The following is a 26115-nucleotide window of genomic DNA, read 5'->3' as shown; positions in this document are numbered from 1 at the left end:
AATGACGATGAATTATCGTACAGTAGGAAAAACAGGAATCAAGGTTTCAAATTTATGTTTTGGCACGATGTCCTTCGGCGGAAATGCCGATGAAGAAACATCCAAAAAAATGTTCAACCGCTCCTGCGAAGCTGGCATTAACTTTTTCGATACAGCAAACGTGTACAGCAACGGTCGCTCCGAAGAAATTCTGGGCGAGTGCATCGAGGACTGTCGGAATGAGATTGTACTGAGCACCAAAGTTTTCTATCCGATGGGACAGGACGTGAATGCTAGGGGGCTTTCCCGTCGTCATATCATGCTTGAAGTGGAAAACAGTCTGCGACGCCTGAAGACGGACCGCATCGACTTCTACTTCGTGCATATGTTCGACGAAAATACGCCAGTGGAGGAAACGCTTCGTGCACTCGACGATCTTCAAGCGCAGGGCAAAATCCTTTACCCAGCGGTGAGTAACTGGTCGGCCTGGCAGATTGCCAAAGCGGTCGGCATCTCTGCCAAGGAGGAGCTGGCACGCTTTGAATTGATCCAGCCGATGTATAACCTGGTCAAACGTCAGGCTGAGGTAGAAATCCTGCCTCTTGCCGCTTCCGAGCAGATTGGGGTCATTTCGTACAGCCCTCTGGGAGCCGGGATTCTTACGGGCAAATACGGAACGAACAAACGACCGGAGCAAGGACGGCTGGTCGAAGAGCAGCGGTATACGGACCGCTATGCGGATGAAATGAATTTTGCCGTCGCCGACCGCTTTACTGCACATGCAGCAGAACGAGGTGTGGAGCCCTCGACGCTTGCGGTAGCCTGGGCGATGTCCAATCCTATGATCACGGCGCCAATTATTGGCGCAAGAAACCTCGCGCAGCTGGAAGACTCACTGGGCGCTGTCGATGTAGAGATGACTCCAGAGTGGCGCGATGAGATTTCCAGACTTTCGGTGACTCCCGCGCCTGCTACAGACCGGGGCGAGACGCTACTGCCGAACTGGGCTTGAAGACCGAAGACCGCCTAAATGATGTTGGGGAAGTCGGTGGTGTCCTCGTTTTATAGGAAATGACGCTGGAAGTTAAACGTATCATACCGAAAAAGAGACGGCCTAAGGTCGTCCTTTTTGCTTCTTCGCCGATCAGTCTAGATACTTAGTCATTCATGACCTAGTCGTATTTTTCCTTCAATCGCTTGATGTCCGCTCTCGGAGGAGCACCGAACATGCGGGAGTATTCGCGGCTGAATTGGGAGGAACTCTCGTAACCGACCCTGAAAGCGACGTCTGCGGCGTCCGCCGATTCAGCCAATAAGATGCGGCGAGCTTCCTGAAGTCTCAGCTGTTTTTGGAACTGAATTGGGCTCATGGCGGTTACCTCTTTAAAATGCCGATGGAACGAAGAAACACTCATGCTGGCGGTGTCTGCAAGATCTTCGATCCGAAAAGACTGGTCCCAATTTCGGACAATATGGTCGATAGCTTCCCGGATCCGATAGGTGCTGCTTCCTTCGACTGCAATCTGAGCCAATTCGACTCCATAGGGCCCCTGCAGCAACCTGTACAGAATCTCCCTCGTGTAAAGCGGGGCGAGAAATGGGATTTCTCCCGGGGTGTCCAGCAGACGGGCAAGCCTGAGCACGGCGTCCTGAATGGACGATTCCATTCGGCCGACGAACAGGGCACGCTTGGCATTATCTTTTGACGTGACCTTAATATCACAATCGTTCAGCACTTCAAGGATCTGGTTCTGTGTAAATTCGAGCTTAAGACTCAGGTAAGGAGAGTCAGTAGACGCTTTTATAATTTGACCGATCACAGGCAGATTCATGGAAGCGATCAGATAATTGGACGGTCCATATTCAAATCTCTCCTGTGCCAGCAAAATTTCTTTCAGACCTTGAACGACAACACAAAAAGAAGGCTTGTAAACCCGATAAGCGGGCTCAGTTATGCTGGAATGCTGATAGAAAAATAGGGAAGGGATCGCCGTTTCCTTGGCGCTATTCTGAAGCGAGTGACGCTCGATTAATTCGGTAAGCTCCTGTTGCTGTCGAATAAGGTTCTCGGACATTCAAATCCTCCTTGCAGGTTTGTCTGGTCCCATTATAAGACTTATCCGCCTGTAGCAACAGTAGCCGTAATAGGATTGGGCAATCATTTAAGACGAATGAGATATCGCTTCGCTTTTTCTGTTCGGCATAATAAGACTAAGCTCACAGAATCAAGCAAGGGGGGGAACAACGGAATAGCTGAAGCGGCTGAATAAGAAGAGAGAACGGGTGCTCTGTCGGTGGAGGGAGTGACAGAAGCCACTACCGCAAGCAAACGACATTATCAAAGAACAAGTTTAAAAAAGGGAGGAGATGAATTAATTGAATCGTTGGTTTAGGAACTTATTGGTTCAAAGGCTTATCACATTAATAGAGTTTGAAGAGCATGAATGTTTCAAAAAATTATATAATAGTTCTCTTGATAGGATCGTAAGCCAATTAACTAAAGAAAAATAATGAACATTTTTCATACCCACCCTCCTACTGGATAAAGAATAAAATGATATTAAGAAAGGAAGATGTATGTTGGAAAAGCGCAAATTGGGAAATAGCGGTCTGGAAGTTTCCGCAATCGGACTTGGATGCATGGGAATGAGTTACGGTTATGGGCCGGCTTCGGACCAAAAGGAAATGATCTCGGTCATTCGGGAAGCGGTCGAGCGCGGCGTGACTTTCTTTGATACCGCCGAAGTATACGGACCCTACACGAATGAAGAACTCTTGGGCGAAGCTCTTCTTCCCGTTCGAGACCAAGTCGTGATTGCCACGAAGTTCGGCTTCAATATGCAGGATGGCAAGCAGTCCGGGATGAACAGTCGCCCTGAGCATATCAAGAAAGTTGCCGAAGAATCGCTTAGACGGCTCAAGATTGAAGCCATCGACCTGTACTATCAGCACCGAGTCGATCCAGATGTGCCGATCGAAGAGGTAGCGGGAGCCGTGCAAGATCTGATCCGGGAAGGAAAGGTGAAGCACTGGGGATTGTCTGAAGCAGGAGTGAAGACCATTCGTCGTGCACACGCGGTTCAGCCACTCACTGCAATTCAGAGTGAATATTCCCTGTGGTGGAGACGTCCCGAAGAGGAACTCCTCCCTGCCCTAGAAGAGCTCGGTATTGGCTTCGTTCCGTTCAGTCCTTTGGGCAAGGGCTACCTGACGGGAAGTTTTAACGCAAACACGACATTCAACCATGACGATTTGCGCAGTATTCTTCCACGTTTTACTCCAAAAGCGCTGGAGGCCAATCAGGTGCTGGTCGACCTGCTTAAAGAGATGGGTGAGCAGTTAAAAGCAACGCCAGCCCAAATCGCACTCGCCTGGCTGCTAGCCCAGAAGTCGTGGATCGTTCCGATCCCGGGCACACGGAAATTAAGCCGTCTGGAAGAAAATCTAGGCGCATTCCACATTAAGCTCACATCCGAAGATGTGCGCAATATTAACAGCGCAGCCTCGCAGATCACTTTGATGGGCGCCAGATATACGGAGGAACTGGAGAGAAGAACGGGTCTTTGATCTAATTCTTCAAGTCATATCCCAACCATGAGGAAATCTCTTTTGTTAAAGTAAATAATTGAGATGAGAAATCGTATTTCTCCGCGATATTAAAATCCTGTCCTGCCTTATGAGGTGGAGTGAGTATAAGTCCAATGTTCATTAACTCGCTGCTGGTAAAATAGCATTAAAATCATCCCAAAAATCGAAATAGCGGCAGTCATGGACGAGGAAATAAAGTCCTAGAACTGCCGCTATTTTATTGAACTTTCGTATCCGTTAGCGCAATAGTTAATAAACATTTATTTGTTCGCGGCACCGACTGCTGGGGCTGGGATATTCCGTTCAATCTGCTGGCAAGCAGGAATCGCGAGACAATGTCCTTTTAGTAGAGAAATGAGCTTATTCATCTTTGAAGCACGCTTTTTGGGATTGACAGAGGTATGGCTGCATGAGAAAATGTACGCGCGTACATAAAATGATTTGGAGGTGGGTAATATCGTTTCGCGCAAGGAAGTAGCAGAACTTTCCGGCGTGTCTGAAGCGACGGTATCCCGGGTCTTAAATGCAGTAGGTCCTATCAAAGAGGATACGCGGAGAAGGGTTCTGGACGCAGCTAATCAGCTTGGATATGTTCCTAGTGCGCTGGCCCGTAACTTTGCCCGAAGCAAGAGTGGCCATCTTGGTGTGGTTATGCCTTATGTCCCGAAGGCGCACCTGTTCTCAGCCTATTTTTTCTCTGAGATGCTGAGCGGTATCGGAAACAAGGCCAGAGACAGCGGACTCGATCTGCTTCTATTGTTCCGGAAGCCGGGGGAACGGATTGATTACAGTAGTCTTTTCCGCCAGCAAAGGATCGATACCTGTATCATCCTTGGAGCCAGGGATGACCACGATGAGGTGGAAGCTCTAAAGAGACTTCAGGAAGAAGGGCGTCCATTCTGCGTCATGAATCACCATTTTGAAGGGCAATCGTTCTGTGAAGTGGATGCAGACCATGTAGAAGGCAGCCGAGCGGCTGTAAGTCACCTCATCGAGCAGGGATACAAACGGATTGCCTTTCTCAACGGCCCGGATATCTATTCCAATAGTACTGAGCGAATGAAGGGTTACCGTACCGCGCTTCAGGAGGCCGGTATTGAATATGACCACGATCTGCTTCTGGAAGGTAACTACAGCCGTCGAAGCGGGCTCGAAGCCTCAGCCACAATAGCAGACAAATTGAATGATATTGATGCCGTATTTGCGGCGAACGACCGGATGGCCCTCGGGGTAATGCAGGGTCTCCGTGAGCGCGGACTGCCAGTTGACCGGTTCCCAGCGTTTGTAGGCTATGACGATTCGGATGCGGCTGAGATGGCTGTTCCGCCGCTAAGCAGTGTCCGCGTTCCTTTTTATGAGATGGGAGAGCTTGCAGCCTCGAAGCTTATACCCGATTCTCTGGACCTTATTCCAGCCCTGGAACTGACCGGGTCCGACTCGATAAGAGAACTCCTGTCCACAGAGCTGATTATCAGGGCGTCATCCATTCGTCCATAACACCAATCGTCAAAAACTCGTTGAAACTCAGACCCATAAGGAGGATCACGACATGTCTAATCGTCTTCGTATCGGAATGGTTGGCTACAAATTTATGGGCAAGGCTCACAGCAACGCTTACCGTAGTCTACCCATGTTCTTCCCAGATGCCCCGCTGCAGCCAGAGATGTCCGTTATCTGTGGACGCAACGCGCAGGGGGTTCAGGCGGCTGCCCGCCAGTTCGGCTGGACCGAAAGTGTTACGGATTGGCGTGACCTAGTGAAACGTAACGATATTGATCTCATTGATATTAACGCCCCGAGTAATGCCCATAAGGAAATTGTCGTTGAGGCTGCCCTCCAGGGCAAGCATCTGTTCTGTGAGAAGCCGCTTGCGCTCTCGCTGGCGGATTCCCGTGACATGCTGCAGGTAGCAGAGGAAGCAGGGGTCAGACATATGGTAGGCTTCAACTACCGCTTTTCTCCGGCTGTCCAGCTGGCAAAGCAGCTAGTCGAGAGCGGTCGCCTAGGCAAAATTTATCATTTCCGTGCTTTCTTCCTTCAAGACTGGATCATGGACCCGTCCTTCCCGCTGGTATGGCGGCTGCAAAAAGAAGTGGCCGGTTCTGGCTCTCATGGTGATCTTGGCGCCCATCTGATTGATCTCGCTCGCTTCTTGGTCGGCGAGTTCCATGAAGTGATCGGCATGAGCGAGACATTCATCAAACAGCGCCCGTTGGCTTTGGAGATGAGCGGGTTGAGCTCCAAAAGGAGCGCAGAGGCAAATGCACCGATGGGAGAAGTGACAGTCGATGATGCCACGCTGTTCCTGGCACGCTTCGCCGGAGGTGCGCTGGGCAGCTTCGAGGCCACACGTTTTGCTGCCGGACATCGGAGCACAAATTCATTCGAGATCAACGGTAGCCTAGGCAGCGTGCGGTTTGACTTTGAACGAATGAACGAACTGGAAGTGTATTTCACACAGGATAAGGAGGACGTTCAGGGCTTTCGCCGCGTACTCGCCACCGATCCGGCACATAAGTACTCTGAAGCCTGGTGGCCTGCAGGACATACAATTGGATTCGAGCATACCTTCACCCACGAGATGCTTGAGATGTTGAGGGCCATCTCCGAAGGACGACAACCTTCGCCGAACTTCCACGACGGTGTCGCTTGTCAGGCTGTGCTTGAAGCGGTAGAACGCTCCATAGAGGAACGCCGCTGGGTATCCATTGAAGAAATGTAGTATAACAATACATTCCGAAAGGTGAGTGGTTACAGATGCGCAAGGCACTGATTGTATGGGGTGGATGGAACGGACATGAGCCGGAGCAGGTGGCGGCCATTTTTGAACGCATTTTGAAGGAAGAGCAGTTCGAGGTGGAGGTGTCTAATACCCTTGAAGCCTACCAGGATGCAGAGAAACTGCTTGACCTGGACTTAATCGTTCCAATGTGGACCATGGGACAGATTGAGCAGGAACTAGTCAATAATGTCTCAGCAGCCGTTCAAAGCGGCGTAGGTCTCACAGGCTGCCATGGCGGCATGTGTGATGCCTTCCGGAACAACGTGGATTGGCAGTTCATGACAGGCGGGCAATGGGTTGCGCATCCCGGCAATGACGGGGTGGAGTACATGGTGAACATGAAGCGCGGCTCCAGCCCACTTCTAGAGCACATTGAGGATTTTCAGGTCAAAAGCGAGCAGTATTACCTCCACGTAGACCCGGCAGTTGAAGTGCTGGCAACCACACGCTTCCCGGTCGTACCAGGTCCCCATTCAGCCAATGGGCCAGTGGATATGCCTGTTGTATGGACGAAGCGCTGGGGGAACGGACGCGTCTTCTACAATTCGCTGGGCCATCACGCAGAAATCATAGATATGCCTCAAGTGACCGAGATGATGCGCAGCGGGTTTCTATGGGCAGCCGCAGGCAAACAGGCGGTGGCCACCCAGGGCAGCTCGCTGGCAGAGGCTTATACAGGCATGACAGACAACCAGCAGCGTTAGCGTGGACCGGATGAATTGGTAGTACCTCTGGCAAAGAGTTTGACCACCTGAACTCACCATGGTCAGAAAGGGACAGAGCACAGAAGGAGAACAGACAACACGGACAGTAATACCGTTAGGCGTGTGCCCTTATGCAATGAAGTCCTGATTGAATTCGTATTGCCAGTCTCTAATAGTATCCGATGAAATAAAAGAATGCCATTATCCATTTTTTCTGAAGAAGAAGGGAGTCCAGGCATGAACAAAATGAAAGTAGGCATTATCGGGTGTGGTAAAATTAGCGGAATTTACATGGAAAATTGCCATCGTTTCGACATTCTGGAGCTGTACGCAGTAGCGGATCTGGACCAAGGTCGGGCAGAGGAGCAGGCAGTAGCGTTTAACGTTCCGAATGTATATTCGGTAGATGAGATTTTGGCTGATCCGGAGATCGAACTCATTATTAATTTGACCATTCCGGGCGTTCACGCTGACGTTTGTCTCAGAGCTCTTGAGGCAGGCAAGCATGTTTATGTGGAGAAGCCACTTGCCGTCACCCGTGAGCAAGGGCAGGCTGTCTTGGATCTTGCTCATCAAAAGGGACTGCTTGTCGGCTGCGCACCGGAGACCTTCTTCGGTTCCGGTATACAGACATCATTGAAGCTGATTGAAGACGGAGTCATTGGGAGTCCGGTAGCCGCTACGGCTTTCATGATGAGCCGTGGACATGAACATTGGCATCCTGATCCTGAATTTTATTATGCAGTCGGCGGCGGTCCAATGTTTGATATGGGCCCCTATTATTTGACGGCTCTGGTGCAATTGCTTGGTCCGATTGCTACCATTTCAGGCATGACAAGCAAGGCGATGGATCAACGAATGATTACGAGCGAGAAAAAGAGAGGCCAGACCATCCCCGTCGATATACCGACCCATGTGGCCGGATTGCTGCGCTTCAAGCAGGGGGCTGTCGGCACGCTAATTACCAGCTTTGACATCTTTGGTGGAAGCACTCTGCCACCGATCGAGGTATACGGCACTCATGGCACGTTACAGGTGCCTGACCCGAACACGTTCGGAGGGCCAGTTCGCTATAGGGTGCTAGGCGGGCAAGAATGGACAGACGTTCCGCTGTTGTCGGGCTACCAGGAGAACACAAGGGGCATCGGTGTTGCCGATATGGCCTACGCTATCCGCAGCGGACGGCCTCACCGCGCCAGTGGTGAATTGGCCTATCATGTGCTGGAGGCGATGTGGGCGTTCCACGATTCCTCCGATCAGCAGACCTTCTATCCAATGCAAAGCACATGTCTGCGTCCAGCGGCTTTACCGGAAAACCTGCCTTTGTACACGTTAGATACGTAAACAAAGGTCAGCCTAGTGCTAGTCGGCAGCATTCAAAAATTACAAGACTGGAGGGCATGTCCCAAAAGTCAGTTTTTGTTTTTTTACATTCCGCTTTGAATGTTCATTTCTATTGAAAAGAAGACTCCAGCTCCGTTTTGACCGCGGCTTTGGAGTCTTCTCAGTTCAATTTTCGGGAAATTTGACAGAGCGAGAAGTTGTGGAAGTCCTTTCATAAAGGATTATAGAACAAAGACTAAAAGAGGAAAGACAAAGCAAAGTAACCGTCATAGGTACGTCGGATAAGAAAAGCTCACGTGTGCATTCACCGGTAATGAGAGGGTTCACTTGGTAACCTAGCTTTAAACTGACGAGGAGTCAATAATCGAAAATATGATGAACTGAAACGGATTTTCTTTACGCACAATTGGGACTGCCTTAGTGGCGAACAGTTAGATCGAACGAAGAACATTTTCTCCGCTACATTTTCCGGATCGCCGTCATACAGACAGCCATTCAATTTGCATTCTTCATCGATCATCTCTGGCGTGGTCGGATTATGCTCCCAAAAGACCTGATCTTAATTTCGGTCATAAAATCATTCTTTACCGATCGTTCTAAATATGTTATATTGTTGGCGTGGGAGGAATACACGGATAAGAAGCCAAGAGTTATGAGGAGTGGTGTGAGATCTTGCCGTGGAGCTCTTCTACGCATATTAGAATGATCATTCTTATTTTAAAAGATGGAGAAGGGATGGATTGACATGGAATATCGTGTGTTAGGAAATACAGGCCTTAAAATAAGCAGTTTTGTATTAGGTACAGGTACTTTTGGTTTTTGGGGGAACAATACGGAGAAAGAAGCTGCAGTCATGTTGGATGAGGCTTTGGCTGGAGGCATTAATCTGATCGATACAGCGGATGTCTATTCAAGTGGTCAATCCGAAGAAATTCTAGGTCAAATCCTAAAAGGACGCAGACAGGATGTTATTCTGGCCACGAAAGGCGGAATGCCCATGGGCAGTGGGCTTAATCAATCCGGTAACTCGAAATATTGGATTAAGCGTGCAGTAGAGGGTAGCTTGAGAAGGTTGCAAACGGATTATATCGATTTGTATCAACTACATCAGCCGGATCTCCATACTGACATTGAAGAGAGTCTTGACGCACTTACGGACCTGGTTCGTGAAGGGAAGATTCGCTATATTGGTACATCCAATTTTCAGGCATGGCAAGTGACCGAAGCACAATGGACTAGCGAACGCAAAAATACCGCACGCTTTGTATCCGAGCAAGCCCCGTATTCCATATTGAATCGAAGTATCGAATTCGATTTGCTTGCTGCAACCGCTAAATACGGAATGGGTGTAATGGTTTGGAGCCCACTTTCGGGTGGTCTACTAACGGGAAAATACCGCTCGGGAGAAGCTGTTGCCCCAGATTCAAGAGCAGCAAGTTCTCTAGGGAAACTTTCAACTGTTGTAGATCCGAATCGAGAAGAAAATCGCATCAAGTTCGAAGCCGTTGCTAAGCTCCAAACCCTTGCAGGTGAAGCAGGATTAACTTTGCCTCATCTTGCCATGGCATTTACACAAGCTCATTCGTCAATTACTTCTGCTATAGTGGGGGCAAGAACAATTGAGCAACTTCGTGAAACGTTAAAAGGCAGCGACATCCGATTAAGCACTGATATCCTGGATGCGATAGATGCTATCGTTCCGCCAGGAGTAACCCTGGATGCCCTGGAAAAAGGATGGACGCCTGATTGGTTACAAGCAGACAAACGAAGAATCCTGGGTTAAATATGTAAGACAGACCTCATACCTGTAATGTATTCACTTATTTTAAATCTAGTTTGCCGATCCTTCACTAAATTGTATAATGATTATTCGAGGTGATGACGATGGCAAGATCAAAAGAATTTGAAGTTAATGAAGTATTAGATAAAGCAATACACCTATTTTGGGCACAAGGATATGAGAAAACCTCAATGCAAGATTTGGTTGAGTTTATGGGCATTCACCGAAGAAGTATCTATGATACCTTTGGGGATAAGCATGCCTTATTTATGAAAGCTCTCGAACGATATGAAACGAAGCAGACCAGCAAAATGAGGTTTCTGATTGAAAAACAAAAACCGATCAAAGAATTAATTCGGGAGTTGTTTGAGGCGACAGTAAGAAATGAAGGAGAACCTCTAGGGTGTTTTCTCGTGAATTCAGGCGTGGAACTCGGCGTGTTGGATCCAGAAGTTGCATCCTTAGTTGATGAGAGTTATTCGCGAACTGAAGAACTCTTGACTAACCTTGTTCTGAAGGGTCAACAATCGGGTGAGTTCAAGAATGACTTGGATCCTGTAGTTATTTCTCATTATTTAATGAATGCGTGGTTGGGGCTACGTACGTTGGTTAAGACAACAACGGATCAGCAAAAATTAAAGAATATTATTGATATGACACTGACCGCTTTGGATTAAAAGTGGAATTACAGCATGACAGGCAAAAGGAGCCACCTAAATGGAGGACTGTTTGTTTCCTTGATACAAGTTTTTTCTTGTCCCTCTAACGAAAGAAAGAACTTGTATCTCATGCCTCACACAAGTCAAAGAATACCGCTCCAAAATTAAAATTCTTAGCCACAAAAAAATTCTTTACTGTTCGTTCTAAAATTGATATGCTAATAGCAAGTTAGATCTAACTGTTTTTTATTCCAATAAGAATGATCGTTCTAAAATCGTCTTTAAAACTCATTTATACTAATCTGCATGTTATGAAGGAGAGAATATTATGAAGTATACAGTTATCACAGGAGCAAGCTCAGGGATTGGATATGAAACGGCATTGGGCTTTGCTGCACGTGGCAAAAACTTAATCTTGGTAGCTAGAAGATTGGATAAATTAGAAGAACTTAAATCAGCAATTCAGGATATTGATCCTACTGTAAATGTTATTGTTCATACAAGTGATCTGTCTGTTACAGATCAGGCCTACACACTATATAACAATTTAAAGGAATACCAAATTGAGACCTGGATTAACAATGCGGGGCTCGGTGAAGCTTCTTTTGTAGCAGAACAGAATTTAGATAAAGTTGAAACTATGTTACGTGTTAACATCGAATCCTTGACGATCCTTTCTACACTATATGTGCGAGATTATGCTGATGTAGAAGGAACTCAGTTAATTAACGTCTCATCCGCACTCGGATATGCCATTGCTGTTGGGAGTGTTGCTTATTCTGCATCTAAATATTACGTTAGTGCCTTCACAGAAGGGCTTGCAAAAGAACTAGAAATGAAAGGTGCAAAACTAAAAGCTAAGGTTTTAGCACCAGCTATAACAGAAACGGAATTCGTTAAGAAATCATTAGATACTGAAGAATTTGATTACAAAGCAAACATGCCTAAGTACCACACTGCCAAACAAATGGCGGACTTCATGTTGGATCTTTATGATAGCAACGAGGTGGTAGGGATTGTAGACCAGAACTATGATTTCAACCTGAGAGGCCAAATCTATCCAATCATTTCAGAATTTTAAATTCAATTCATATATCCTTGAATACATTAAAAGAGGAGAGTATCCGAATGAAAAAATTGTGGAGTAAAACAAACATTGGAACAATGGAATTACCTCATCGTTTAGCAATGGCACCAATGACACGTAGTAGATCGCAAGAAGATGGTACACCGGGAGAGCTAACTTCCCTTTATTATGCTCAACGAGCGTCAATGGGACTCATTATTACTGAGGGTGTACAGCCTTCTGATGATGGGCAAGGTTACTTATGGTCACCTGGGATCTATACGGATAAACATATCGAAGGATGGAAAAAGGTTACAGATGCAGTGCATAAAGCAGGTGGATATATGTATATCCAATTAATGCATGCTGGTCGCATGTCGCACCCTGATAATACACCACATCATCGCCAACCTGTTGCGCCATCTGCAATCGCGCCCGGTGTAGAAATGTTTACTGCTAAAGGTATGCAGGATATCCCCGTTCCTCGTGAGTTAAGTGAAGAGGACATTCAAACGACCATTGCTGATTTCCGGAAAGCAGCAGCAGCGGCTATTAAAGCAGGTGCGGATGGCGTTGAAATTCATGGAGCAAATGGCTATCTGATTAATCAATTTATTGGAGAAAATTCGAATACACGGACGGATGAATATGGGGGATCTATAGAAAATCGTGCTCGCTTCGCGATTGAAGTAACGAAAGCCATAGTCGAAGAAATTGGAGCAGAAAGAACAGGCTTCCGTATCTCGCCAGGGACACCTCTTGGTGGGATTCAAGATGGTGAACAAGGTCCTGAACTTTTTCGTTATCTTGTAAAAGAATTAGCTAAATTGGATTTAGCTTACCTTCATGTCATGCATCTTGGAAATGAAAAACTGCTCCAAGACATTCGTTCAATCTGGACGAATCCTTTGTTAGTCAATCGTGCTGGACGAGCTCTGGAGGATCTTAGCGTGGATTTAGATCGTGGCCTTGCTGATCTGGTGCCTGTTGGTGTGTGGTCATTAGCCAATCCGGATTTAGTGGAACGACTTCAAAAAGGTGCGCCGTTGAACGAAGCAGATCCGACAACATTCTTTGGTCTGGGAAGCAAAGGTTACACGGATTATCCTACGATGGAAGAATTAGAATCCCAAGAGGGGTAACAATAGTGAATATGGTAAATCATGGCGTGCGACTGAAAGTTGTACGCCATGATTTATCTACTCTACCTTGATTTTATTAGCCAAGAACTAAATATTTATTTTGATCCACCTACACTCGTAACTAGTGATTGCATTCATGGTGTGCTACCCCAAAATTAGCAAAGGAAGAGGATGAATCATGAGAGCAGCACAAATACAGAAATATTCAAAAAAAATCCAAGTGGAATTAAATGATGTTAACATACCACAGATCAATAGCCATGAGGTTCTTGTCAAAGTAAAAGCTGCAGGTGTAAATCCACTGGACATTCTTAATCTGAATGGCAGTGTTCGGATGATTGCTGACTATAAGTTGCCATTAACTTTAGGGAATGAACTATCGGGCATTATTGAAGCCGTTGGTGATGATGTTTTGAATTTTAAGGTTGGTGACCCTGTTTATACGAGGTTGCCGCTTAATAAAATCGGTGCTTTTGCTGAGTATGCGGCCGTAAATGAAGAGGCTTTATCCATCATACCTGAAAATCTATCTTTTATTGAAGCTGCTGCGGTACCCCTTACTGCCTTGACTGCTTATCAAGCATTGCACGATGTACTCCATGCCCAGCCGAATAGAAAGCTATTCATTCCTGGAGGAACCGGAGGATTTGGCGCTATGGCAATTCCCATTGCCAAATCAATGGGATTACATGTTATTACAAGTGGAAGTGAAAGAGGCAGATCACGTACACTGTCGATCGGGGCTGATCAATTCATAAATTATAAGGCAGAGAATTATGCTAACATACTGTCCGATATCGATTATGTGATCGACACCTTGGGTGCCAAAGAGATCAAAGCTGAACTGGGCATTTTAAAACCACAAGGGAAATTGGTATCATTGAAAGCCGGACCTAATTATCGCTTTGCGGTTGACAATCATTTTCCGTTGTGGAAAAAAGCATTGTTTGGTCTAGTGGGTGCTCGCTTAGATTCTTTAGCACGTAAGAATCAAAATGAATATCGCTTTTTATTTGTGCAAGCCAATGGAAGTCAATTACAAGAAATCACTAAACTTGTTGAAAAAGAAAATATAAAGCCCTCTATAGATTCAACTTATACGTTTGGTGACATTAACAAGGCGCTGATTAAAGTGTCGACGGGCCACTCCCAAGGCAAAGTAATTGTGACCTTCTAAATAATAAGCAACTTATGTGATGTTGCTTGCGTGTTCTGAGAATAAACAAATTATACTGTAGGCCGAAGTAAGCACATCTAATATTACAAACGCCGTTCCGAGATGACCTAAATAAACGATTATTGCTGGAAACGTAACAACAGGTGAAGCGACACGGGATTTAATATTACTTTGTGAATCCAAAAAAGGGGAGAAGAACAGATACTTAGTCATGTGGATGTTGATTATTTAAAGAATTGGTTCTCATTAACGCAATCCCCCTGACCAAAGTTTCTGGCAGGGGGATTGCATTAATGTAAGTTCTAGTTCACATACTTCTCTATCGTGCTTCGGACTGCACCAGGACCTGCCAGCATCTCATGAAACATGGCTTCAATCTTGTCGCCCAGACCAATCTCATATAATCGGACACCGAACAGTTTGTCATCCTCGAGGAGGCAGCGAATCTCGGAGGTCTGATCGCCCAGCTTCGTGTTCTGCAAATATCCCTGCAATGAATCCAGTAATGGGTCCGGGCTGAGTGTGAAGGGTGCTCCTTGATCATCCACTCCCAGCAAATAGCGACACCAGATCGCAATGGTCAAGGGAATAGCAGTCAAGTTCGCAGGATCAAGTCCTGCTGTGCTAGCATAAGACTTTATGGTTTCACCAAAACGGATGCTCATCTTTTGAGAGGTATCTGTGGCAATCCGCTGAGGCGTATCCGGAATATAGGGATTGGCGAAGCGTTCCTGCAATACCTCGTCAATAAATGGTTTCGGTTGGATAATAACGGGATCAACTACAACAGGCAAACCTTCCTTGTAGCCAATGGTTTCCACCAGACGACGCAATGTGTGATCCCTCATTTCATCTGCAATAAGCTCATATCCAAGCAGACACCCAGCTAGGGCCAGCGCTGTATGCAGCGGATTGAGACAGGTAGTGACTTTCATCTTCTCCACTTTGTCCACCGTATCCCGATTCGTGAAGATGATGCCATCTTCCTCCAGTGCAGGTCTCCCGTTCGTAAACTTGTCTTCAATGACCAAATACTCGCTAATCTCAGCATTGACAAAGGGAGCCGTATACGTATGCCTTGAGGTAACGATCATCTCCATGTCGGCTAACCCCAGCCCCCGAAGAGCAGACTGTACTTGCAAGGAAGGGCGGGGAGTAATTTTGTCAATCATGGTCAGGGGGAAGGTTATTTTCTCCTCATTCTGCAGATAGTCTGCAAATCCTTCCTCTACCAGGCCTCTGCGAGTCCACTCCTTGGCGATAGCAATCATACTATCCTTTAACAGATCGCCGTTATGGGAGCAATTATCCATGCTCACAAAGGTCATTGGATGCCGCCCCTTCAGGTAACGCCGATAGGCAAGCGAAGTAGCTATGCTCATCACATGCACTGGCTGTTCAGGACCATTCGTCAAATCCCTCTCCACAACAGCCAGATACTTGCCGTCGGGCCCGGTCAGGGCGTATCCTTTTTCCGTGACAGTAAAGCTGGCCATCTGCAGGGACGGATTCTCAAATATTTCAATCAGACGGAGGTAGTCGTCTGGACGATTTTGCTCTGCTGCGAGTCCCTCAACGATGCTTGCGACCACGCTCTTGTGAAATCTTCCGTCAGCACTCATCAACACCAGTAAGGTTAGATTGTCATAAGGCTTATAGACTTTGTCGATCATTTCAAAATCAAAGGCTTCGGCCGCAATAATACCTGTATCCGCTTTCAATTTATTCAGCAGTTGTTGCTGCGCGTTGGCTATCAACCCTCGAAAAATATTGCCTGCGCCGAAATGCACCCATTGTGGTCTAACTCGGGTGTTATTGGCTACAAGCTCCAGATCATATTTTGGCAGTTCGATGCCTGCTGCTCCCCAGGCCGCCTTTTCTGAAAGGCCTTTCCGGTCAAGTTGGAGCATTTATTTCACTCCTTTGCCTTGAGCGAGACTATCCCAGACACCCAGCAAGTACATAACTCCCAGTGCACGGTCATACAAACCGTAGCCTGGCCGACAATTCTTTTCTTCCCCCCATAGATGTCTGCCGTGATCAGGGCGTACATATCCCTGATAGCCGTTCTCGTAATAAGCTCTAACTACTTCCGGAACATCGACGCTTCCGTCCTTACCGCGGTGTGACACTTCAATAAAGTCGCCATTCTCAAACACCTTGACATTACGAATATGAGCAAAATGAATACGATTATGAAACTCCCGAATCATGGCTGGCAAATCATTCTCAGGATTGCTCCCCAGTGAGCCTGTGCAGAAGGTTAGACCATTATATGGGCTGTTCACTGCATCTAGGATGCGCTGGATGGTCTCACGACTACGGACAATTCTCGGCAATCCGAAGATGGGCCATGCCGGATCATCAGGATGAATGGCCATCTTGATGTCAACCTCCTCGCAGACCGGGATGATGCGCTCAAGAAAATACTTCAGGTTGCCAAACAACTTGTCTTCTGTGACATCCGCGTAAGCAGCAAAAAGTTCATCCAGTCTCGCCAACCGCTCCGGTTCCCAGCCAGGCATGGTGAACTTTCCGGCTCCCTCGAGAATCCGATCCACCATTTGGCGTGGATCATCGGTAATGGCAGCCTTTTCATAAAAGAGGGCGTTGGACCCGTCAGGCAGTTCCTTATACAGTTCCGTTCTTGTCCAGTCAAAGACAGGCATAAAGTTATAGCAAATCACCTTGACTCCCACTTTGGCTAATTTTCGAATGGTGTCGATATAAATGTCAATATATTGATCGCGGGATGGCAGGCCGATTTTGATATCATCGTGGACATTTACACTTTCTACGACCGCCGTACTAAAGCCCTTGCTCGTAATCTGATCAGCTACCTCCTGAATTCGCTCCATTTCCCATACTTCACCGGCTACCTTATCATGTAAAGACCAGACAATGCCCATAACTCCCGGAATTTGCCGGATATGATCCAGTGTAATATTGTCGTTGTTTTCACCATACCATCTCCAGGTCATATTCATAACGATACCCTCCCTGATTGTATTTCGTTTGTCTTGTATACAAGATTGAGTTGATCATAAATTATAGGGTTTGTTCTTGTCAATGATAATTTCAGAGGGGTTCGTCAGCTCAAAATGCTTTATAATATAACTAGATTTATAAAGTAAAGGTAGGAATGATATGTTTACAAAAGAAGAAATCATGCAACTGTTGAAAAAAGATATTTTGTCACTGACCTTAAAGCCGGGTACTCTTCTCAGTGAGACGACCTTGTCAGAACGCTTCCAGCTGTCCAGAACTCCGCTACGCGATGTATTGAAGTGGCTTGCGCTTGAGTCCTACATTGATATTTATCCTAAGAAGGGGAACATTGTGTCCTATATTGATCTAGAGTCCGTTGAACAAATTATTTACTTAAGAAGCGCATTGGAAAAGGAGATTATGAAGGAGCTTTCTTCGCAAATTACATTAAGCGATGTACAGAAGTTGAGTGATATTCTAGACAGACAGAGAGCTGTGATTGAAGAAGATCATGCTACGGATCAATTTCTCAGTCTGGATGATCAGTTTCACCAAACCATGTTCCAATTGGTGGGACGGGGGTTTCTTTGGCAGCTCATTCAGCAGTCGAATGTTCACTATATCAGATATCGCAAGCTGCATATGCTGGAAACAGGGAAGCTGATGGGCATCTGGCATGAGCACCAAGCTATGCTTGAATACATGCTGAATAAGGAAACAACCAAAATGGATGATCTGGTTCATCATCATCTCAGAGAGGATATCCATTCGCTCGATTTTCTCCGGAAGTTCGCTGATTATATCAAGAAATAAGGCAGCTAGCTCAAATTAACATGTATGAATTTTAAAGTAGTGGGTAATTCATGGAGGCTGTTCTACAAGTTGAATATGTCGGTGATAGAGCGAGTAATAAACGCGAGACTGCAGCAAATTTATGGGCGGAAACGTGCCGGCCTGTGTCATTCCATTTTTGCTCGTGAGCATTGTTATTTACCGTCAGGCGGTGGTCAAACTGGAGGAATCCTCACAGGAGTTTGCAGCCTTGTATACATGTTTCAGGTCCCGAAGCAAACGGATATTAAGCAGTGGAAAAAGGTGGAGCTACTATATCAACAAGGATACGCTTACCACTCCTGCGGCTGCGGCGGCCCCGGGTACAGACCCTCCCGGCTGTCGGAGGTACCTGAATTTCTGGAGATACAGCGAACGTTTGAGAATAAGAGAGAGGCGCTGCTGTACCGACTTTTGCAGAGCTAGTTGACGCGGGCTTATAACAAACGTAAGTGAAAGTAAATTTGGCAATTGGAACAAACATATCCTGGATATATTAATACATATCACAGTGTTTCACAGTAAGTGTAAGCCAGGAATAGAGAATGAAATAAATTATCTTCTTTTTAGTTATCATAAAGAAGAGCCTATAGAATCACATTTGAGATGAAGTGAATTATAGAAACTTTCATGCTTTCCCATTTTCCCAAGTGCAAAGATGAACATGCCCGAAAAAAAATATAAGAGGTTCACTATACGCGCTTCGTTCGCTGAACTAACGGGCAGGTTAGCTCAATAAGAACCCGACGCAACTTCAGGGTTTCCTTAGGCTACATAGGAGCGATAGGGAACTATGCAGTAACTGAGTTCGGCTCGAGCCATGGTTTTTGATGTGACTAATGATAGCGGAAAATCAAAAAAGAACCTGGATAGTTTTATCAGGTTCCTTTATATTGCATATAAAACAGACACGATGATATAATCAGATTACGACTTCGTAAATTTTTAGGGACATAATTATTACATCTTACAATTTAACTTTACCATGCCGCTAAACTCTTGTCAAATGTTTTTTTCTCAATTTAATAGTTAGGAGAGATATTGAATGAGTTCTTTGGTTCTCGGTTTTCAGGAAATGGAAAAAACGCAGTTTTTGCTGGTTGGCGGAAAAGGGTTAAATTTAGGGGAATTATCAAAAATTGAAGGAATACCTGTACCAGAAGGTTTTTGTGTTACAACAGTGGGGTATCAAAAAGCCATCGAACAAAAAGAAACGTATTATGCATTGTTGGACCGACTAACAAGGCTAAAAGCAGAAGAACGAGCTCAAATTGGTGAAATCAGCAGGCAGATTCGACAAATGATTATGGAAGTAGAAGTTCCTTCCGATGTTGTGGAAGCAGTTACTCACTATCTCTCACGGTTTGGAGAGGAACATGCTTACGCAGTGCGTTCTAGTGCGACTGCTGAAGATTTACCACATGCCTCTTTTGCTGGTCAACAAGACACCTATTTAAATATCATTGGCAAAGAAGCAATCTTGCAGCATATCAGCAAATGTTGGGCTTCCCTATTTACGGATCGCGCGGTTATCTACCGTATGCAAAATGGATTTGACCACAGTCAAGTTTATTTATCCGTTATCGTTCAAAGGATGGTTTTCCCGCAGGCTTCAGGAATTTTATTTACCGCTGACCCGATTACATCCAACCGGAAACTGCTATCCATCGATGCCAGTTTTGGACTTGGAGAAGCACTGGTCTCTGGCTTGGTCTCTGCCGATTGTTATAAAGTACAGGAAGGGGAAATCGTCGATAAGAGGATAGCAACCAAAAAATTGGCTATCTATGGACGAAGAGAAGGCGGAACAGAGACCCGGCAGATCGATCCCGATCAGCAAAAGACTCAAACCCTTACTGAACAACAAATTTTACAACTGGCACGCATGGGAAGACAGATCGAAGCTTATTTTGGCTATCCACAAGATATCGAATGGTGTTTGGCCCATGATACTTTTTATATTGTCCAGAGTCGTCCAATCACGACTTTATACCCGATCCCTGAAGCAAATGATCAGGAAAATCACGTTTATGTATCTGTCGGTCATCAACAAATGATGACTGACCCGATAAAACCATTGGGATTGTCTTTTTACCTGTTAATAACTCCTGCACCCATGCGTATAGCCGGTGGAAGGTTGTTTGTTGATGTTACACATATGCTGGCTTCACCTGTCAGTAGAGAAACTTTCTTAAATACCCTGGGACAATCTGATCCGCTCATAAAAGACGCATTTATGACCCTAATAGAGCGAGATTTTATAAAATCGTTACCAGATGATAGAACAGAACAGAGTCCCGGTAATAGCAGTAAAGGTAGGTCGTCTGCAGGTTTTCAAGCACAAATCGAAAACGATCCGGCAATCGTTTCTGATTTGATTAAGAACAGTCAAACATCGATAGAAGAATTAAAACAAAACATCCAAACGAAATCAGGAGCAGATTTATTTGATTTTATTCTGGAAGATCTCCAAGAATTAAAGAAGATCTTATTTGACCCACAAAGTTCAAAGGTTTTTATGACTGCTATGAATGCTTCGTCATGGATCAATGAGAAAATGTACGAGTGGTTAGGTGAAAAAAACGCAGCAGATACGCTTTCTCAATCTGTACCAAACAACATTACTTCGGAAATGGGTCTGGCGCTATTGGATGTCGCAGATGCGATTCGTCCTTATCCGGAGGTAATTGATTATTTACAACATGTAAAAGATGATAATTTTTTGGATGAAATGGTTAAGTTGGATGGTGGACAGGAAACTCAAGACGCTATCTATGCTTATCTCAACAAATACGGAATGCGATGTGCCGGTGAAATCGATATTTCGAGAACTCGTTGGAGTGAAAAACCAATTATACTTGTCCCCATGATTCTCAGTAATATCAAAAACTTTGAGCCTAATGCTGGCAATTGGAAATTTGAGCAGGGGCGACAGGAGGCTTTGAAAAAAGAACAAGAGTTATTAGATCGATTGAAGCAATTACCGGATGGTGAACAAAAAGCCAAAGAAACAAAACGGATGATCGATCTGATCAGGAATTTTATCGGTTATCGTGAATATCCTAAATACGGCATGGTTAATCGCTACTTCGTTTATAAGCAGGCTTTACTAAAAGAAGCCGAACAACTCGTACAAGCTGGCATTATTCACGAAAAAGAAGATATATACGATCTCACTTTTGAAGAACTTCACGAAGTCGTACGCACAAATAAACTGGATTATCAGATCATCAGTAAACGAAAAGACGATTACAAATTATATGAAAAACTAACTCCCCCGCGTGTAATCACGTCTGATGGTGAAATCATTGCGGGTGAGTACAAACGAGAAAATCTCCCAGCTGAAGCGATTGTAGGTCTGCCTGTTTCTACCGGAGTTATAGAGGGACGAGCACGTGTCATCTTAAACATGGAAGATGCTGATCTGGAAGATGGAGATATATTAGTCACCGCCTTTACTGACCCCAGCTGGACACCATTGTTTGTATCCATAAAAGGCCTAGTCACCGAAGTTGGTGGACTGATGACTCATGGAGCCGTTATCGCACGTGAATATGGCTTACCCGCTATTGTCGGAGTGGAAAATGCTACCAAGCTGATAAAAGATGGGCAACGAATTCGTGTGCATGGAACAGAAGGGTATATCGAAATATTGTAATGGCTGAATACGCTAAGTAATAGCCTCTGTCATAATGGACGGCATTAAATGCAACCTGTCATGGATAAAAGGGCGGTTATCCTGTTCGTCCTTTTATCCATGACACAAAATGATTTATACATAGCTGACCCGATAATCTAAATCTCTTGTCCTTTACGGGAATAGGTACAAGTACTTTTCCTCGACTTGAGACAAGAACTTGTACCGTTAGAACAAAAAATCCGCTAAAATAGCGGCTTTTAATGTCTTGTTCTCGACAGTATCGGGTGTTAAATACCCAAATGTGCCCTCAGAGTCGAACCTGCATATTCGCTTCTGAACAAGCCTCTTTCAACCAACTGCGGCATTAGTTTTCCAAAAAATATTTTCATAGATTCTTCTGAACCGCCTGGAAGAGCTATAAATCCGTCAATAGCCCCAGCCTCAAACCGCTCAATAATATCGTTCAATACGTCCTCAACTGTTCCAACGGAAACCCAATGAGCAGATCCGACGACCTCGGGTCTTGCCAACACATCTTCCACTGTAGGCTGATGGTTTATAATATACCGGCGCAAAAGCTCAGCATGTGTCCGGCTACGGACTGGGTGATTCGGATCGGGAAGCATATCGGCAGTTACGCGATGTTCCAAAGCAAAGCTGCTTAAATCAAGGCCAAGCACTGACTTGAGCAGTGCATGTCTGCGCTCCATACTTAGATGCGCATGTGCTGACTTATGTAATTCATGCGCTTCCTCGCGAGTTTCAGCCAAGAAAAAATATAATCCAGGCAAAACTTTGATGGCGTTCGGATGGCGTCCATGTTCTTTGGCTCTTTTTCTCAGATCATTTCGCAACTCCACTCCGGATTCAAGGTCTGGCATGGCCGCAAAAATAGCATCCGCTATTGAAGAGGCAAAATTTCGTCCTGTATCTGACGTGCCTGCTTGAAATAAAGGAATAGATCCCGATGTATGGGCAGGTAAAGTAAGCGGTCCCTGGACACTGAAAAAATCGCCTGAATGATTAATTGAAGAAACCTTATTCTTATCAGAAAAAATGCCTGACTCGCGGTCAATTACAATCGCTTCATCAGGAAAATTCCATTGCTTTCGCATATCTTTCTTGCGGTGAAGGCATAGGCGAATCACCGAAATTTTCTGCGCCTTCAATCGAAGTTACGATATTCCAGCCTGCGCGCCCGTTACTGAGCCAGTGCAACGACTGAAGCTGCCTTGCGACAACATACGGTGGATTGAAAGTGGTGGAAACCGTTGTCACTAATCCACTCCGCTTGGTTTCACGAGCAATCGCCGCAAAAATCATTGTAGGATCGGGACTGCCAAAGTTAGCGGAATCGCCCAGCATCTGCGGACTAACATAAAGATAATCCGCCTTGAAAATAAAATCGAGCTTTGCCTTCTCCGCCATTTTTGCCAAATCAATGTAATAGTCAATTGACCCCATCTTTTCCACACCGCTGTCCTGGTGCCGCCAACCGTCTCCTTTCATCCAAGTCGCAGATAAGGATAATCCAATGCATAATTGTCGATTTGTAGTCAACTCTATCAACCTTTCTCTATAGAAAAATAATGTTGCGCCTAGGAAATATTCCGATCAGTGCATGCTTAAGTAGGCGAAGCCAACCGAGTTAACATCCAACACCGACGTCTCTCCATGGCAACAAGCGCTCGGTGATCATAATCAGACCTCCGAATTAGTTAATAATGATTCTCATTATCAATATAGATTGTAGCAAGTACTACACAAAATGCAAATATACAAATCGCGAACGCTATATGTAGGATTATCTAATCCAGCCTTGCTGTGTGATTATTTATGATGATCTAATCTTAATCTATGCGTGATGCAGAGGGAGACACACCGAAATTATTTAAATACTTTTGATCTTGAACTTAAATTCTATTTCTTTTAGATGATAGTAAAGTCTATGAATTAATCCGTTTCCTTGGTTAGATAGGATTAAGCAATTGTTTCTATTCAACAAATATCCAAATAGTGATTGAGCTATCGAGAAACGATAGTTCAATGAACAAGACAGCAAGGCTATAACATGTCAAGTTGCATTAGAATTTAAAGAGCTGGAAGTTGCAGTTTCATCTGACCAACCTCCAGCCCGCAAGCTTAAATATCCCGTCGCTCAGGCCAGCTGCAGCGATGGCTTCCCTAATGAGAACCTTACGGTCATGGAACCCACAATTATAGTGAGTTCTATGATGTCCTTCGTCATTGGGGTAAAGTGACTGACTTGACTTGAGCAGAGGTATTTCCGTAAATATCCTTGGCCAGTACGAGAATATGCAGCGTATCGGCTTGGGAGGAACCACCCTGTTTGTATTTAGTAGTTGGAAGCGTTGCTGACCAATTGGCTTTATCTTCTGTAATATCGACACGAATGCCATTGACATAAACTTTAAGCTGTGCAATATCGCTTTGATCTGTGACTGAACCTTCCAAAGTGAGAACATCATCCGTGATTGAAGCATTCAACTTAAGTTCAGGGGTTCCTGTTTCCTTGCGTTTAGAGGGTGGGAGAGCAGTTTGCGGGTTATAGGAAAAGGTTTCATCCTCAAGCGCTGGCGTGCGTGCTGCAATAGGACGGTTTTTGGTCGCCTGCTCATAGGAATAAGCGTAACGAAGCAGGTCATTATCGCTGTATGCGGCACCTGCCATCGTCAGATTAACGGGCATACCGGTATCCTTCATAGCGCCCATACTCACAGACACACTTGGGATCCCGTACTCGCGTAGAATGAAATTCGTATTGGAGAAATAGTTGCCATTCTCCCAAGCCTCCTCATAGGACGTTTCATTCACATCGGAGTCAGCTTTGCCGATATTCGAATTTGCCGGGAATGCAATAAAATCAAGGTTGTTTTGCTTCATCCAATCTTCAAAATCAATCTTTCGTACATTTTCAAGCCCCCTCAGACCTTCCTGAAACTGAGGAATTTGTTCGTAAGGAGTGACGCCTTTCTTTATGGTTTCAATGAATACGTCATAGTGGCCAAGGTCTCTACCACGTTTGGCATCTACCGAACCGGGCGGATTCGGGAAGACGGTTGCAGGGTCGATATTAGCCCATGACGGGAAATTCGGATCGCCCACACTTTTAAGGAATTCCTCAGCAGCATAAGGATTAAGCAATCCGAATTCCTTTTCAACCCACTTTGCCGGCATCAAACCACGTTCCTCAGGTGTTTTTGCTGTTGCCCGGTCTTTCTCGCTGTTCGCCTGCAAGGGGAAGTCAACTTCCACAACCTCAGCTCCAAGAGCAGTTAAATCCTTTACAGCTTTTTCCCATAATGCCTGTATCGAAGGTCTGAATTTGATCGGAGTTGTGGTTTCATGGTCCTTACCAATATAGATTTTCGGAACGCCAATGCGCTTGCCTTTTAAAGCTTGAATGTCTCGCAGCTCTAAATAGGATTTGGGACGGACACTGTTGACAGAAGGGAGTCGAACGGCTTTCTGTTCTCGCCAGAAATCCCCCTTGGTGATCTTATCTTCTACAACGATCACGTCAAGCAAGCGGAGCATGTCCTCGACAGTCCTCGTATGTGGGACAACGACATCCCGTATAGGGAAGAGCGGCCAATTCCCCCGAATGGAGATTAGGCCCCGCGATGGCGTGTAGGCAATTAAACCATTGTTAGATGCTGGTGATCTTCCAGAGGATACCGTTTCTTCCCCCATACCGAAGGCAGCAAGGTTGGCGGCTGTTGATACGCCAGATCCGTTAGAGGAGCCAGAGTACCAAGCTGCAGCCAAATAATTTGGATTGTACGGACTTTCAGCACGGCCATAAACGCCTCTTTGCATTCCCCCTGCTGCCATTGGTGGCATGTTGGTTTTACCAATGAGCACCCCACCGGATTTGCGTATCTTCTCTACTGTAAAGGCATCGTCTTTTGCCATCAGATTTTTGAAAGCCGGAGATCCAGAAGCGACAGTGAGTCCCTTAACCTTGTAGCTGTCTTTAACCGTGTAGGGGATGCCTTGCAGTGGACCGGTCTTAATACCCTGTGCCCTTAGTTGATCAGCCTGAGCGGCTTCTTTTAGTACGTCGGGGTTCAGAACAGGGATGGAATTCAGCCGAATGCCACTAGCATCATAGGCATATACGCGGTTAAGGTACAGGGCGGTGAGTTCGACACTCGACAGTGCTCCTGACTTCATCGCGTCCTGCATCTGAGCAATCGTAGCCTCTTGCAATTGAAATGTAACTAGGGAGGAGACGGGTTCACTACTGGTTTTATTTGAGGAAGAGGGCGAAGGGGTGGCGGATGCAAGGGAGCATCCCGTGAGAGTTAAAATCATACCAGTCGCGATCCATTTGCAATAATTACCGATTACATTCCTTGCATTCGCTTTTAGCATTCGTGCGCACATAGCATTTTCACTCCTTAAATTAGAT

At 45.6% G+C, this 26115-nt stretch carries 17 protein-coding genes and 2 pseudogenes; 14 read left to right on the top strand and 5 right to left on the bottom strand.

Features of this window, described 5'->3' with window-relative positions; all coding sequences use genetic code 11:
• Positions 1-7: 7 nt before the first annotated feature.
• Positions 8-991: an aldo/keto reductase gene (locus MKY24_RS13505; protein ID WP_339200183.1), complete on the top strand. Its 984-nt coding sequence runs from the start codon at positions 8-10 to the stop codon at positions 989-991.
• A gap of 160 nt (positions 992-1151) precedes the next feature.
• Here MKY24_RS13505 and MKY24_RS13500 read toward each other — a convergent pair whose 3' ends face one another.
• Positions 1152-2054 carry an AraC family transcriptional regulator gene (locus MKY24_RS13500; protein ID WP_339200182.1) on the bottom strand — a complete coding sequence of 301 codons (903 nt, stop codon included), beginning with the start codon at positions 2052-2054 and terminating at the stop codon, positions 1152-1154.
• Positions 2055-2559: 505 nt separating this feature from the next.
• Between MKY24_RS13500 and MKY24_RS13495 the strand changes: the two genes are divergently transcribed.
• From MKY24_RS13495 to MKY24_RS13450, 10 genes are all read left to right on the top strand, one after another.
• Positions 2560-3546: an aldo/keto reductase gene (locus MKY24_RS13495; protein ID WP_339202321.1), complete on the top strand. Its 987-nt coding sequence runs from the start codon at positions 2560-2562 to the stop codon at positions 3544-3546.
• 462 nt (positions 3547-4008) lie between these two features.
• Entirely contained in the window at positions 4009-5064 is a 1056-nt protein-coding gene (locus tag MKY24_RS13490) for a LacI family DNA-binding transcriptional regulator (protein WP_179085483.1), read from the top strand.
• Positions 5065-5116: 52 nt separating this feature from the next.
• Complete coding sequence (locus tag MKY24_RS13485; protein WP_028541615.1) at positions 5117-6289, top strand: Gfo/Idh/MocA family oxidoreductase; 1173 nt, start codon at positions 5117-5119, stop codon at positions 6287-6289.
• Between the two features lie 35 nt (positions 6290-6324).
• Positions 6325-7053, top strand: coding sequence for a ThuA domain-containing protein (locus MKY24_RS13480; RefSeq protein WP_028541614.1), 729 nt, complete (start codon positions 6325-6327; stop codon positions 7051-7053).
• Between the two features lie 237 nt (positions 7054-7290).
• Positions 7291-8397: a Gfo/Idh/MocA family oxidoreductase gene (locus tag MKY24_RS13475; RefSeq protein WP_053325523.1), complete on the top strand. Its 1107-nt coding sequence runs from the start codon at positions 7291-7293 to the stop codon at positions 8395-8397.
• A gap of 745 nt (positions 8398-9142) precedes the next feature.
• Positions 9143-10180 (top strand): aldo/keto reductase, encoded by a 1038-nt coding sequence (locus MKY24_RS13470; protein ID WP_053325522.1) that lies wholly within the window; start codon positions 9143-9145, stop codon positions 10178-10180.
• Positions 10181-10281: 101 nt separating this feature from the next.
• Positions 10282-10854, top strand: coding sequence for a TetR/AcrR family transcriptional regulator (locus tag MKY24_RS13465; protein WP_023988821.1), 573 nt, complete (start codon positions 10282-10284; stop codon positions 10852-10854).
• Between the two features lie 310 nt (positions 10855-11164).
• Entirely contained in the window at positions 11165-11917 is a 753-nt protein-coding gene (locus MKY24_RS13460) for an SDR family NAD(P)-dependent oxidoreductase (protein ID WP_023988820.1), read from the top strand.
• Positions 11918-11964: 47 nt separating this feature from the next.
• Entirely contained in the window at positions 11965-13044 is a 1080-nt protein-coding gene (locus MKY24_RS13455) for an alkene reductase (protein WP_339200181.1), read from the top strand.
• Between the two features lie 178 nt (positions 13045-13222).
• Complete coding sequence (locus MKY24_RS13450) at positions 13223-14221, top strand: NADP-dependent oxidoreductase (protein ID WP_075154237.1); 999 nt, start codon at positions 13223-13225, stop codon at positions 14219-14221.
• 302 nt (positions 14222-14523) lie between these two features.
• On the opposite strand, the gene MKY24_RS13445 is transcribed toward MKY24_RS13450, so the two are convergent.
• Entirely contained in the window at positions 14524-16131 is a 1608-nt protein-coding gene (locus MKY24_RS13445) for a mannitol dehydrogenase family protein (protein ID WP_339200180.1), read from the bottom strand.
• Entirely contained in the window at positions 16132-17208 is a 1077-nt protein-coding gene (gene uxuA / locus MKY24_RS13440) for a mannonate dehydratase (RefSeq protein WP_028541609.1), read from the bottom strand. It lies immediately after the preceding gene.
• A 160-nt stretch (positions 17209-17368) separates the two neighbouring features.
• Between uxuA and MKY24_RS13435 the strand changes: the two genes are divergently transcribed.
• The 3 genes and pseudogenes from MKY24_RS13435 (at position 17369) to ppsA (ending at position 21698) form a co-directional block, all read left to right on the top strand.
• A complete protein-coding gene (locus MKY24_RS13435; RefSeq protein ID WP_028541608.1) occupies positions 17369-18022 on the top strand; it encodes a GntR family transcriptional regulator in 654 nt (217 codons plus the stop codon).
• Positions 18023-18262: 240 nt separating this feature from the next.
• Positions 18263-18466, top strand: a pseudogene (locus MKY24_RS13430) (hypothetical protein); the annotation flags it as partial.
• A 619-nt stretch (positions 18467-19085) separates the two neighbouring features.
• Positions 19086-21698 (top strand): phosphoenolpyruvate synthase, encoded by a 2613-nt coding sequence (gene ppsA, locus MKY24_RS13425; RefSeq protein ID WP_339200179.1) that lies wholly within the window; start codon positions 19086-19088, stop codon positions 21696-21698.
• A gap of 269 nt (positions 21699-21967) precedes the next feature.
• Here the strand turns inward: ppsA and MKY24_RS13420 are convergent.
• A pseudogene (locus tag MKY24_RS13420) lies at positions 21968-23240 on the bottom strand (NtaA/DmoA family FMN-dependent monooxygenase).
• A 684-nt stretch (positions 23241-23924) separates the two neighbouring features.
• Positions 23925-26090: an amidase gene (locus tag MKY24_RS13415; RefSeq protein ID WP_023988811.1), complete on the bottom strand. Its 2166-nt coding sequence runs from the start codon at positions 26088-26090 to the stop codon at positions 23925-23927.
• Positions 26091-26115: the final 25 nt, after the last annotated feature.

Origin of the sequence: Paenibacillus sp. FSL P2-0322 (assembly GCF_037975315.1) — a bacterium.
Classification (GTDB): domain Bacteria; phylum Bacillota; class Bacilli; order Paenibacillales; family Paenibacillaceae; genus Paenibacillus; species Paenibacillus polymyxa_B.
The sequence above is the reverse complement of the archived record's forward strand: the minus strand, read 5'-3'. Positions and strand labels throughout refer to the sequence as shown.